Source organism: Dokdonia sp. PRO95 (assembly GCF_000355805.1).
GTDB lineage: Bacteria > Bacteroidota > Bacteroidia > Flavobacteriales > Flavobacteriaceae > Dokdonia.
This window is the reverse complement of the sequence record NZ_CM001837.1, coordinates 1215774-1228715: the sequence shown is the minus strand read 5'-3', so window position 1 is coordinate 1228715 and position 12942 is coordinate 1215774. Positions and strand designations below refer to the sequence as shown.

At 36.2% G+C, this 12942-nt stretch carries 12 protein-coding genes and 1 tRNA gene; 5 read left to right on the top strand and 8 right to left on the bottom strand.

The window, feature by feature from the left end; genetic code table 11:
- Nucleotides 1-125: 125 nt before the first annotated feature.
- Together ybeY and D017_RS15345 are read right to left on the bottom strand one after the other, a co-directional pair.
- The gene (ybeY, locus tag D017_RS05305; RefSeq protein ID WP_035335091.1) at nt 126-533 is read right to left on the bottom strand and encodes an rRNA maturation RNase YbeY; all 408 of its coding nucleotides are present in this window, start codon (nt 531-533) and stop codon (nt 126-128) included.
- Entirely contained in the window at nt 526-4041 is a 3516-nt protein-coding gene (locus tag D017_RS15345) for a DUF4175 family protein (RefSeq protein ID WP_035335090.1), read from the bottom strand. Before D017_RS15345 ends, ybeY begins: the two co-directional genes overlap by 8 nt.
- 166 nt (nt 4042-4207) lie before the next feature.
- Between D017_RS15345 and gltX the strand changes: the two genes are divergently transcribed.
- Nucleotides 4208-5725, top strand: coding sequence for a glutamate--tRNA ligase (gene gltX / locus D017_RS05295; protein ID WP_035335089.1), 1518 nt, complete (start codon nt 4208-4210; stop codon nt 5723-5725).
- Nucleotides 5726-5795: 70 nt separating this feature from the next.
- On the opposite strand, the gene D017_RS05290 is transcribed toward gltX, so the two are convergent.
- On the bottom strand, nt 5796-6467 hold the full coding sequence (locus tag D017_RS05290) for an outer membrane beta-barrel protein (RefSeq protein WP_035335087.1): 672 nt from the start codon (nt 6465-6467) through the stop codon (nt 5796-5798).
- 161 nt (nt 6468-6628) lie between these two features.
- Between D017_RS05290 and D017_RS05285 the strand changes: the two genes are divergently transcribed.
- Complete coding sequence (locus tag D017_RS05285; RefSeq protein WP_035335086.1) at nt 6629-7588, top strand: SPFH domain-containing protein; 960 nt, start codon at nt 6629-6631, stop codon at nt 7586-7588.
- Nucleotides 7589-7665: 77 nt separating this feature from the next.
- Here the strand turns inward: D017_RS05285 and D017_RS05280 are convergent, their stop codons facing one another.
- The 4 genes from D017_RS05280 to D017_RS05265 all read right to left on the bottom strand — a co-directional run bounded on the left by D017_RS05280 (nt 7666) and on the right by D017_RS05265 (nt 10945).
- Nucleotides 7666-7926, bottom strand: a complete 261-nt coding sequence (locus D017_RS05280) for a DUF6327 family protein (RefSeq protein WP_035335084.1) — start codon at nt 7924-7926, stop codon at nt 7666-7668.
- Nucleotides 7913-8332 carry a hypothetical protein gene (locus D017_RS05275; protein ID WP_051583811.1) on the bottom strand — a complete coding sequence of 140 codons (420 nt, stop codon included), beginning with the start codon at nt 8330-8332 and terminating at the stop codon, nt 7913-7915. The genes D017_RS05280 and D017_RS05275 overlap by 14 nt, the downstream gene beginning before the upstream one ends.
- A gap of 21 nt (nt 8333-8353) precedes the next feature.
- Nucleotides 8354-8728, bottom strand: a complete 375-nt coding sequence (locus D017_RS05270) for a YtxH domain-containing protein (RefSeq protein WP_035335083.1) — start codon at nt 8726-8728, stop codon at nt 8354-8356.
- Nucleotides 8729-8908: 180 nt separating this feature from the next.
- Nucleotides 8909-10945, bottom strand: a complete 2037-nt coding sequence (locus D017_RS05265) for a glutamine--tRNA ligase/YqeY domain fusion protein (RefSeq protein WP_035335082.1) — start codon at nt 10943-10945, stop codon at nt 8909-8911.
- A 253-nt stretch (nt 10946-11198) separates the two neighbouring features.
- Between D017_RS05265 and D017_RS05260 the strand changes: the two genes are divergently transcribed.
- From D017_RS05260 to D017_RS05250, 3 genes are all read left to right on the top strand, one after another.
- Entirely contained in the window at nt 11199-11408 is a 210-nt protein-coding gene (locus D017_RS05260) for a zinc ribbon domain-containing protein (protein ID WP_035335079.1), read from the top strand.
- Nucleotides 11409-11491: 83 nt separating this feature from the next.
- Nucleotides 11492-11848 (top strand): dihydroneopterin aldolase, encoded by a 357-nt coding sequence (gene folB, locus D017_RS05255; protein ID WP_035335078.1) that lies wholly within the window; start codon nt 11492-11494, stop codon nt 11846-11848.
- A gap of 127 nt (nt 11849-11975) precedes the next feature.
- Nucleotides 11976-12046, top strand: a tRNA-Cys gene (locus tag D017_RS05250).
- A gap of 52 nt (nt 12047-12098) precedes the next feature.
- Here the strand turns inward: D017_RS05250 and D017_RS05245 are convergent.
- A complete protein-coding gene (locus tag D017_RS05245; RefSeq protein WP_035335076.1) occupies nt 12099-12800 on the bottom strand; it encodes a LysE family transporter in 702 nt (233 codons plus the stop codon).
- Nucleotides 12801-12942 lie beyond the last annotated feature (142 nt).

The following is a 12942-nucleotide window of genomic DNA, read 5'->3' as shown; positions in this document are numbered from 1 at the left end:
CGCGAAAGCATTATATACATTCTTTTAAAGGCGTGCAAAGATACAGCCTTTAGTTCTCTCTAACACAACTTCCCACTGGGACAGATGTTAAACCTTGAACTCGAGAGTTGTAAGAAATTTACTACTTATCTAACTGATAAATATAAGTTTTCCTTAGCTCTCATCTCCTTAGCCTCATCCTCACTCTTATCTTTATAACCGCAATAGTGCAGTAGTCCGTGAACCATAACACGGCTTAATTCGTCTTTAAATGAAGTTTTAAAATCTGCAGCGTTATCCTCGACACGCTCTACAGAAATATAAACATCTCCACTAATCACATCTCCACTTGTATAATCAAAACTAATTACATCTGTAAGGGTATCATGATTCAAATATTCAACATTGAGTTTATGCAAGTAAGCATCATCACAAAAAATGTAATTGATCTCACCCATTTGTTTTTGCTCGGCTTCTATAACGGATGTTAACCACTGAAGTAACTCTCCAGGATTTGATAATTCAAAATCATTTGTACTATTAAATTCAATCATTGTTTTTCTGGAAGTAATCCTGCACTTTACGCTTGTATTCTTCCTTAAGCGGAAGTGCATTTCTGTTTAATATTTCTGTTGTATTAAAATACTTTTTTGCTTTCTCAAGAGCACTGTTTACAGGATTTGAAAACTCCTTTAAGTTGGTATTTGCTTCACGCTTATTCTCCTCTCCTTGTTGTAGCGTTGCTTCTTTAAGTTTAAGTAGTTCGTGCTTAAGATTAGTCATACGTTGTAAGGTTTCATTATTAAAACCCTTGTCTAATAATTGCTGCTCGACATCCTTCATATCTTTAACAAGCTTCTCTGCATTGTCCCCAAGACCTTCCCTTTGAATAGCATCTTCTAGTTGTTGTCTTAACTTAGACTGCTCTTTATATATTTCATAAAGAAGTCCCTGCTCATACTCGTCACTTTGTCCTTCTCCATTTTCTCCATCCCCATTCTCGCCATTTCCATCACCTTTTAAATCACTATTACTCGAGCCTTTTCCTCCACCTTGACCACCTTCACCATCTTTTCCTTCCTCGCCTTCAGACCCAGGTTGATCACCGCCTCCTTTTCCTTCTCCTTCTTTTCCATCAGAACCTTCACCAGATTCTCCTTCCTTGCCTTCACCTTCTTTTCCTTCCCCGGGTTTCTTACCCTCACCCATTTTCTTATTGAGTTCTTCTTGACTCTGTATAATATCGGGGAGTTGTCCTCCGCCACCACTGCCAGAACCCATGCCCATACCTTTTCCTTTACCGGAGCCGCTACCAGACATCATTGCATTTTGCATATTATCCAGCGTCTGACTAAGGAAGTCTGCTAGTTTATTAGTTCCAGTGATCACATATTGCTGGCTACTTACTCCTTGCATGATTTGATTTTCGGCAAGTCTTGATAAGGCTTGATCCATGCTGTAATCAATATCTACTAAAGTCTCATTAATAACTTCATCCAATTTAGGCTGACGCAGTGACAATGCATATAAACTATCATCTATGTGTTTGAAATTTTGTTTGAGTACATTTTGCCTTCTTAATTTACGTGCGTAATTAGGATTCTTCCCATCCATCTTACGAAATTCCATCATTATAGTCTCTTCTTCAAAACTAAAAACAAGAAGATTATCTAATATCTGGCGTAACATCTCTGCATCTTCTTCAAGACTTTCTTCACCACCCATTTGCATTTGGGACTGCATAGACTTACTCATTTGCTTCATCTTTTCTGCAGCCTTTTTCTGTTTCGCTTGAGCACTAGATTTATCCTGGGGTGTTCCGTCTTGTTGTTCTTGATCTTCTTGTTTTTCTAATTCTTCGCTAGCTCCCTCCTGCTCTTCTTTAATTTCTTCTTGTTTCTTTTCGTCACCAGGAAGCTCCATAGGTTTTTTAAGTTCTTGATTTTCTTTCTCAAGATCTTTTAATGCTTCCTCAAGTTTTTTGAACTCTTCATTGAGTTCATCTTGCTTTTCCTTAGTATTGTCTTTGCCCTCCTTCTTACTTAAGTCTTCTTGTTTTTTTGCAAGTTCTTCTAAGTCACGAGCAATTTGCTCAGTCTTTTTCTGAACATAATAGCGCTTTGTAAGCTCAACCATTTGCTCTAGGTTGCGCTTATTATTTTTATTCTGTTTTTCAAGTTCCTCAAGCTTTTCAGAGAGTTCTTCTTTTGGCATTTTCTCTCGTAGCTCTTGTAATTCTTTTAGAAGCTTTTCATTTTCCTTTGCTTTCTTTTCTTGACGTTCTAGACGTTCCTTGAGTCTTTCCTTATCCTCATCTGTAAGCTCTTCTTCCTTTTGAAACTCATCAAGATTCACCTTTAATTGTTTAGAAAAATCTTTCATCATTTCCTCTTGCTGTTTCTGGCGTTTCAGAAAACTATCAAGTTTCTTTTGATCGTTAAAACTCAGTTGCTTTTTCTCTTTCTGAGTGCGTGAGATTTCTTGTAATTCTTTCTCACTATCCTTCATCTTCTGTAAGGACTTGTCAAGATTACCTATAGATTTTTGTTGTTGTTCAAGCTGTTTATTTTTAAGCTCATCATCGGTGAGTTTCACAAAACTATAAATCGTGCTCTTCGTACTCTTGAAGCGATGGATGGCATCGTTATCAAAAACCTCAAAATAATACTCATAATTTACTCCTTCTTGTAAATCAAGATTATTAGGGAATGCATAAATAAACTGATCTACATTACCCTTTGAAATACTGATTTCCTCATACTGTTTATTATCACTCTCTGCAGGATAATAAACAATTTGTAATTTTTTAAGCCCGTAATCGTCGCTCACTTTTCCGTAGAAATAATTCTGCTGCTCGTTTACAGTATCTTTTTTTGCTTCTAAGGATATTTGAGGATACTGATCTTTTATGACTTGTAAATTATAAGCTAGATTTTCATAGTTTTTCAGTTGGCTATTACTTGTACTTACTTCATAACTCGTGTTATTATAGATACGTTTTACTGCTTTAAAAACTTTTGAGGTTGTCACATTTTCGCTTAAAGCGAAAGGAATAATAGTATCCTTAAGCACAAGATCTACACCTTCCGTCTGCCTCGTACTTATATTCCAAGTAACGGTAGTTCCTTCTGGGATGATTGCATTCCCAGTATTTTTTACAGTCTCTTTTCCTTTGCGAGTATGTGCAGGATAGTTGAGCTCCATATCAAAATCCATAAGTACAGGAACCTTGAGTACCTCAATGGTATAAGGCTGGGATACGACTTTATTACCCTTAAGGTTAAAGGTGATATTTTCTGTAGGCTGTTCAAATATATAGCTATACTCTCCCGGAGCAATTTGCTGTAAAAAATACACCTCATCATTAAATCTCACAGAGGCCTCCTCAGGAATTATATCTCCCAGTGTGCGCACGCGCAATTCAAAATCTTTATTTTCTATCGCCTGTAAATTCTCATTGACTACATAAAAACTAAACGGTGCTGGTGGCTCATACGCCTCGTTGTAATTTACAACACGTTCATAGCTTGTTGAGAAAACCTTTTCCTTCCCTGCATAGTTTGCAATGAGAAATATAACTACAGGTATTGCAGCATATTTGAGGTACTTCTTATTTTTTGTAAAATCTATAGCTAGTCTAAAAGGGATAGGCTCAAGCTCTTCACTCTTCTGCTCTATACTTGCGAGCATTAGCTCTGAGTCTGTAACTTCACTATGTAATTGTAAGGTGTTTATAAGCTTGTCGCTTACTTCTGGAAAATAATTTCCTATCAAACTAGCAGCATCCTTATAGTTGATACCTTTTGACAATTTAAATAATCTGGCTAGTGGTATTGCTATAAACTTGATGAGTAAGGCAATTTCTACCGCTATAAATGCCCAGAAGAGAACCGTTCTTCCCGCAGGACTAAGCCAGAAAAAGTACTCAATGAGCAGTGTGATTAAAAAATAAATCAACCCTAGTGCAAAAAATAATATCGCACCGCGCAGCAATTCATTAGTGTAATATTTTCTAATAAATCCCTCTAGCTTCCTCTCTATTTTTTCAAATCTGTTCGTCATCTATCCTAATTCTCTTTATAGCAACCTCTAAAGTACTATTTTATTATGTTTTAAGAGGATGTCAACATTTACAAAGATATCACTGTGAACTTCATAAAAAACTTTAAACGGTAATCGTTAAGCCTTTTTAAAGGCTTAAAAGTATCTTTGCACAAAATCTAAGACTATGTCTCAAAACGTTCGGGTGCGATTTGCACCTTCACCTACTGGGCCATTGCACATCGGTGGTGTGCGTACGGCGCTTTTTAATTATTTATTTGCCAAAAAACATGGAGGTACTTTTATCCTCCGTATAGAAGATACAGATCAAAATCGCTATGTACCTGGTGCAGAAGATTATATACGTGAAAGTCTAGACTGGTGCGGGATTTCGTATGACGAGGGACCTACAAAAGACGGTGGTTTTGGACCTTATAGACAAAGTGAACGTAAGGATAAGTATCACGCTTTCGCGAAAGCGTTAGTAGACACCAATAATGCTTACTATGCATTTGATACTGCCGAAAGCCTTGATGCACACAGAAAAGATCACGAGGCAAACGGCAAGACCTTTATCTATAACTGGCACAATCGCCTTAAACTAGATAACTCTCTCGTTCTATCACAAGAAGAAACAGAGAAACGTATTGCTGCTGGTGAAAACTATGTAATCCGTTTTAAGTCTCCACAAGACGAAATGTTGCAACTACGTGATGAAATACGTGGTGCTATGGAGATTGATACTAACATTCTAGATGATAAGGTGTTATTTAAATCTGACGGGATGCCTACCTATCACCTAGCAAACATAGTAGATGACCATTTAATGGAAATTACTCATGTGATACGTGGTGAAGAGTGGTTACCATCTCTAGCGTTACACGTGTTATTATATAGAGCCTTTGGATGGGATGCACCAGTATTTGCTCACTTACCACTTATTCATAAACCTGTAGGAAAAGGAAAATTAAGTAAGCGTGATGGTGATAAACTAGGATTTCCAGTATTTCCGCTACAATGGGAAGATCCAAAATCAAAAGAAATCTCATCTGGATATCGAGAAGATGGTTACTTTGCAGAAGCCATGGTAAACATGCTTGCCTTTTTAGGATGGAATCCTGGAACAGAGCAAGAAATTTTTAGTCTAGAAGAGCTTGTAGCAGCTTTTGATTTAAAACGTGTTAATAAAGCTGGAGCAAAATTTGATCCAGAAAAAACTAAGTGGTTCCAGCAGCAGTATATGCAAGAATCTCCTGTAGCACTTATAGCAGATCAATTTATGACATTCTTAAAGGATAAGAATGTAACTACGACAGAGGAGTATACAACACACGTAGTTGATTTAATTAAAGAACGCGCCATCTTTGTAGAAGATTTATGGACACTAGGAAGTTACTTCTTTACTGCACCAACAGAATTTGATGCCAAAGCTTCTAAAAAAGCTTGGAAAGAAGATACCGCAGCCATCATGCAAGAGGTGAAAATTATCTTATCTGGTGTATCAAACTTTACAACAATAGAGGCTCAAACAGCTCTTAAAGAGTGGATTGTAGCAAAGGAATTAGGTTTTGGAAAAGTAATGCAACCTTTTAGATTATCACTTGTGGGCGCTATGCAAGGACCTGATGTTTTTGATATTGCTACCACCGTTGGTAAAGAAGAAACATTGCGACGTATAGACTATGCAATTACCACACTAGGGTAATTGTTATACATCACATTATTAATTAAGGCTACAAATCATTGATTTGTAGCCTTAATTTTTTACCGATAGTTTATAAATAAAAGACAACTCCAGCAGCGATTATTGATGCATTGCCTTTAAAATCTCTCGCATTGTTATCAATTACAAGGTTTTGATCGTTAAGATTATTCAGGATGTTTGTAAATCCATATTGATATTGTAGACTAAGCCTTACGTGTTCAAAACCTCCTGTGAGTCCTATGACGCCAAAACCATTTACTCGAGATATTTCTTGTATGTCACTTGCAGTAAGAGTAGTATAACCACTTACTATATTTGTGCTTTGACTAGAATTATCTAGCTTCATCTTACTGTTGATAAGTAGTGCAGGTCCAATATCTACTGCTAGATGGTTTGCTATTAAATTATAACTGAGTAATAGATTAAGTTGAGCACCTATAATATTATATTGAGTATCCTCACTAGTTAGTTGATCTAAGGAAGTTGTTTGAACTGTAACCGCAGTGCTTAAAAAATCAATTCCGTAAACCATACCCCAATTATTATACACATTTCCTCTAGTAGTAAAACCTGCTAGGAAACCGGTTTCTCCTTGTACATCAAAATTCTTTGTGTCTAAATCTATCAATGCTACTTTACCTTGAAGTCCTATCCGATTGTAGTTACCACTACCTCTGTAAGATTGAGCATGCATAGCTGTAGATGTAACAATTAGTAAAACGAGAAGTGATAGATATTTCATAGGGGATTATGTAAAGAGGATTATGCTTAATTATTGTTGTAAGGTATAATAACTTTAAGGCAATCAAGAAACTTTTAGTTTATGTGTTACATTTAATCGATTATGGCTACTTATCTTTAAGATTACAATAATCACCATCAATAATTTTTAAAATATCCATTATGGGACAGATTCTTTTACCAGTATTAGTAGTACTAGCCATACTTATTATCCTCTCAGGGATATTTATGGTTAAACAGCAAACCGCTGCCGTTGTGGAGCGTTTTGGAAGATTTATAGGAGTGCGTAACTCAGGACTTCAATTTAAAATCCCTGTTTTTGATAAAATTGCGGGACGTATCAACCTAAAAATTCAACAACTAGATGTTGTAGTAGAAACAAAAACAAAAGATGACGTTTTTGTCAGACTTAAAATCTCTGTACAGTTTCAAGTAGTAAAAGATCAAGTATATGATGCTTTTTACAAACTAGAAAACCCTGGAGATCAAATTACATCATACGTTTTTGACGTAGTACGTGCAGAGGTACCTAAAATGAAACTAGATGATGTTTTTGAGCGTAAGGATGATATTGCCATTGCAGTAAAGCGTGAGCTTAACGAAGCAATGTCTAACTACGGTTTTGACATCATTAAAACACTTGTAACAGACATTGATCCAGATTTACAGGTAAAGGCAGCAATGAACAGAATTAATGCAGCAGAACGCGAGAAAGTGGCTGCAGAGTTTGAAGCAGAAGCAGATCGTATCAAGATAGTAGCAAAAGCTCGTGCAGAGGCAGAATCTAAGCGTTTACAAGGACAAGGTATTGCAGACCAGCGTAGAGAGATTGCTCGTGGTCTTGAAGAGTCTGTAGATGTATTAAATAATGTGGGGATCAATTCTCAAGAAGCATCTGCGCTTATAGTTGTAACACAACATTATGACACTTTACAATCTATGGGTGAACAAACTAATTCTAACTTAATTTTAATGCCTAACTCTCCACAAGCTGGAAGTAATATGCTTAATGATATGATCACCTCCTTTGTAGCTTCTAATCAAATAGGAGAGCAAATGAAAAAGGATAACGAAGCAAAAGGTATCATTAATAAGAAAAATAGAGACGCTCAAGAAGATTAATAATAATCATTGACCTCATAAGAAAACCCCAAGAACAAATTGTTATTGGGGTTTTTATTTATTTATAAAATAAGTCTTTACACTTTGTAGTCACCTTTCTTATTGACTTCCTTAACACGCTTATAGCCAAAGATTGTACCTAATAACTTTGTAACTACTGCTTTTTGAATTAAAGATCCTAAGACAGTTCCTAATGAGGATACTGGAGAAAATCCAGAGCTCATACCGCTCTTTGCACCGTTTACATTAAGCCTTACTTCTTCCTCGCTTATTTGTCTTTTAAGTTTGAGAATTTTAAGATCGTGCTCTATTTGTTCAAAACTACTATACTCTCTCATCAATGTTTATATTTTTAGAAGCTACAGGAGCAACTGGTGAAACATCTGGAAGTGAATCTTCGCTAAAGGCAAGCTTACTATATTTCTTAAGTAACATAGTTTCTAAAGGCTTTCCAGCAAAAAGAAACACTAGAAAGAATATAACTAAGTAAATTCCTCCTACAATAAAGAATCCTGCACTCAAGCTATCTAGAGACTCCCCTATCACAATTGAAAGGCCTATAGAAAAGAACATCAGTGCTATAAGACCAAAAGTGGCTCTTAAAGCTAAGTTTGCACTACTTACTAATCCTCTCATTCCATTTTTGAACAAGCTTAGTTTGTAGTATTCTGCAGTGACTTTGGCATATTCCTGCCCGTTATCTGTGAGTCCTTTTAAGTTATTTGTTAACTTTTCAAAAGCCATATCTGATTGGTTTCTTTTGGCTTATGATAATGCTTTCTCCACTTTGGCTGCATTTTTATCTACCACTGCATCTTTTTGAAGTTTTGCATTTTGTACACGTAACTCAGCTAGTTTTGATTCTAATGTTGAGATTACATCATCTGCTTTATGACTTGCAGTTGAAATACTATCATTTAACTTTTCTTCAAAAGTTAGCTTTGCCTTTTGCGCATTATCTGAAAGTGACTCTCTAGTTTCCTTAAGTTGCTTCACAAGCTTTTCTTGCTCCTTCTTAGCTTTTTTAGAAAGATCCTTTCTTGTTTTAGTTCCTTTATCTGGAGCATATAATATTCCTGCTGCTGCACCTATTGCACCACCTAAAACTAACGCTAACAATGTATTACTTGACTTACTCATATGATTCTATTTTATATTAATAATTGGTTGAGTGTAAAGATATTTTGATATGTTTCTTTACTCCGTTAATAACCGGTTAATATCTCTTTAACCAACTCACAATGTTTGTTAAAACAAGTCTCTTATGACCCTTAAATGAGACGTTTATGCCAATAATTGTTAAAATATAGAACCTAGATATTAAAATTTAGACGCTGCTTCTTTTAATATTTCGTTGCTATCATCTTTTGCCTTTTCAACAAATGCTTCGGCTCCTTCAATGTCTTTAATGTTTTTATTTTGCGCTTTCGCGAAAGCGTACAAACTCTCAATACCCGCAATACGAGTACCCACCTTCTTTGCCGAAGTATTAAAGAATCCTTTTACCTCATCTTCTGTTAAACTCGCTGCTAGCTTCTGTATATCTGTAATAGTTGCAACACGCTTGTCTTCTGGAAGATTTGCAAGTTTCTTACCTAGTTTGTTGATAGTACTAAGAGCTGAAGCCTTTTGCTGCTGCTGTGGTTTTGATTGACCTTGACCATTAGCTTGTTTTTGCTTAGGCTTCACTTTTGCCCATGAATCACGTAAACCTACTGTTCTATTAAAAATAAGATGCTCTGCCGTAGATTCCTTATCTACATTAAAATATCCTTTACGCTGGAACTGGAATATATCACCTACCTCAACATCTTTAAGGCTAGGCTCAAGATATCCAGTAATAGTAGTAAGACTGTTAGGATTTATAAATTCCATAAAGTCTTTATCCTCATGACCATCAGGATTTTCATCACTAAATAGTCTATCAAATAAACGTACCTCAGCTTTAATAGCATGAGCAATAGAAACCCAGTGTAGTGTTCCTTTTACATTGCGCTTAGAAGCTTCTGTACCGCTTCCAGATCTACTTTCTGGGTCATAGGTACAATGTATCTCTGTGATAACTCCGTTCTCATCTTTGATAACCTCACCACCTTTAATGATGTATGAGTTCTTTAAACGTACTTCTTTATCTGTAGTAAGGCGGAAATACTTGTTTCCAGCATTTTCTTTAAAATCTTCACGCTCTATGTACAACTCTCGGCTAAAAGGAACTTTGCGCTCTCCTGCAGCCTCATCCTCTGGATTATTCTCTGCATCTAGCCACTCCTCTTGCCCTTCTGGATAGTTAGTAATCACCAGTTTTACTGGATCTAATACTGCCATTACTCTTGGAGCAATGTTATTTAAATCCTGACGAATATGGAATTCTAATAATGCAACATCAATCACATTCTCACGCTTTGCAACTCCTACTGCATCTATAAAATTACGTATTGCTGCAGCTGTATAACCACGACGTCTCAGTCCAGATATAGTAGGCATACGTGGGTCATCCCATCCAGATACCACTCCTTCTTCTACCAGTCTGAGTAACTTACGTTTACTCATAATCGTGTAGTTAAGGTTGAGACGTGCAAACTCGCGCTGCTTGGGACGTAAATCCTCACCAGAGTATACTTGGTCTAAAAACCAATCATAAAGTTCTCTGTGAGGCTTAAACTCAAGCGAACATAAACTATGGCTTATTTGCTCTATATAATCACTCTCTCCATGTGTCCAGTCATACATAGGGTAGATACACCAGTCACTGCCTGTACGGTGGTGATCTTTGTGCAACACACGATAAATAATGGGATCACGCATTAACATGTTTACATGCGCCATATCAATTTTTGCACGTAAAATATGCTCTCCTTCCTTAAACTCACCCGCTTTCATTCTAGCAAAAAGGTCTAAGTTTTCTTCTACCGTACGATCACGATAAGGACCAGGCACACCAGGTTGTGTAGGTGTTCCCTTCTGCTCTGCCATGGCCTCACTAGATTGAGAATCTACATAAGCTTTTCCATCTTTAATAAGCTGGACAGTCCAATCATATAACTGCTGGAAATAATCACTAGAAAAACATTCCTTATCCCATTGATACCCTAACCAAGAAACATCTTCCTTGATAGCATCTACATATTCTTGCTCTTCCTTTGCAGGATTAGTATCGTCAAAACGTAAGTTTACCGGTGCCCCGTACTTCTCCCCTAGTCCAAAACTTATACAGATTGCCTTACAGTGACCTATGTGTAAATATCCATTAGGTTCTGGTGGAAAGCGAAAACGCAAATCCTCCTTACTATAGCCACCTTTAAGGTCTTCTTCAACGATTTGTTCTAGAAAATTCAATGATTTATTATCCTCTGTCATGATGTATGATTGTAGGGGTAAAATTAATCAATTTGTAGTTGGATTTAATAAGTGTTTTAACTGATGTTTTATTGCTTGCGCGAAAACTTGAAATCATTATACAAAAGCATTCATACAAATCATTGTGCTAGGTAACTCTCTTACCAAGCATAGTATCAAAAGCTGTTGTTTATAACTGACTTATAAGGTTTAAACAGGCATTGTGTAACATTTTAAAAAAATAGACACTCATCTATTACAACAACAATACATTATGAAACCACTTAATTATACTTGCGTAAAATGCCAAAACCATACTTACAAAATAGGTGAAATGCGCGCTACTGGTAGTTTTCTAACAAAATTGCTCAATATGCAAACAGAAAAGTACAGCACAGTCACTTGCCGCAATTGTTCTTACACCGAGTTTTACAAGGCAAAAACTGGAGCACTTAGCAATATTTTTGATTTGTTTGGGGGATAAACCAAAGGTTTAACCTTGGGATTTAAAAATGCAACATCATGTTTTGAGTTGTAACTTTGAACACTTATAAACAACACCATATTATGGGAAAAATAAGAGTAACAAATATACGTGCATACGCCTACCACGGTTGTCTTTCTGAGGAAACTGCCATAGGATCAGACTACAGAGTAGATGTTGAGATTGAAGCAGATTTATCAAAAAGTGCGCAAACAGATAAACTTGCAGACACAGTAGACTACGTATTACTTAATCGTATTGTAAAAGAAGAAATGGCAATTCCATCTGCATTACTAGAAGTAGTATGCGAGCGTATTTTAAGTAGATTTTTTAAGGAAGAGGCTCTTATACAGCTAGCTACAGTTGCAGTATCAAAAGTAAATCCTCCTATAGGTGGAGATGTTGAGATGGTTACCGTAGAGCGCACGCGAGTGCGATAAAACCATATTAACCACTTACAATTGTGGGTAAAACAATCACTTAACAAAAAGGATATTTTTAAAATAAAAAAAGAATATCTCATTTCGATATTTGTCGGGACTATTCATATATTTGCACCCACAAACTGGTATCGTGGCCGAGTGGCTAGGCAGTGGTCTGCAACACCATCTACAGCGGTTCGAATCCGCTCGATACCTCAAAAGGAACTTCTCACGGAGTTCCTTTTTTTTTGTCTTAAACCCTAATAAATTAATGGATAGTGTCTGGTTTGACTTCTGGAATCTCTTGAAAACGCTCCATCTCTTGCTGGATATTAAACTCATCTGAAGGAACAAAACCTTTTGTTACTAGTACAAGACCACAAAAGATAAGAATAAGACCTAATGATTTCTTTACTTTAAAAATTCTACGTGGTGTAAGGTAGCGCTTGAGTTGTTTTGCAAGCACTATTTTACCTATGTCTGTAATAAGATAAGCACCTATCATCCCAATAAAGAAACCCAATAGGCGTTCACCATCATTCTCTACCGTAGGACCTACAATTATTAAGATACCTAGCCAGAAAACAAGTACACCTATATTTATAAAATTGAGTAAAAATCCTTTTATAAAAAGCTGTAAGTAACCACCTTTCTTCACTTTTGCCCTATTAGGGTCAAGTGCATCTCTTGTTGGTTTTTTGAGGTAAATAGTAAGTCCGTATACGATTAAAATCGCTCCTCCAAAAACATAAAGACCCGGCTGATTACTTAAATTTTCTAGTAATTGATAACTACTTAAATATGCAACTACTATAAAAACAATATCTGCAATAATAACACCTATGTCAAAGGTAAGTGCAGCTCTAAAACCTTTGGTAGCTGCCGTTTCTAATAACACAAAAAATACAGGGCCTATTAAGAACGCTAAGAAAAATCCTAGAGGTATAGCCGTGTGTAAATCTTGAAACATATAGAAAGTGCTTTACACAAAGTTAGACAAAAGCATACAGTAAAAAGAAAAGGATGCCTACGTATGTAAACATCCTTTGTATATATCTAATCATTTAAAGATTAAAGTGTATTTCAAATCATTTTGATTGATTGCACTACAG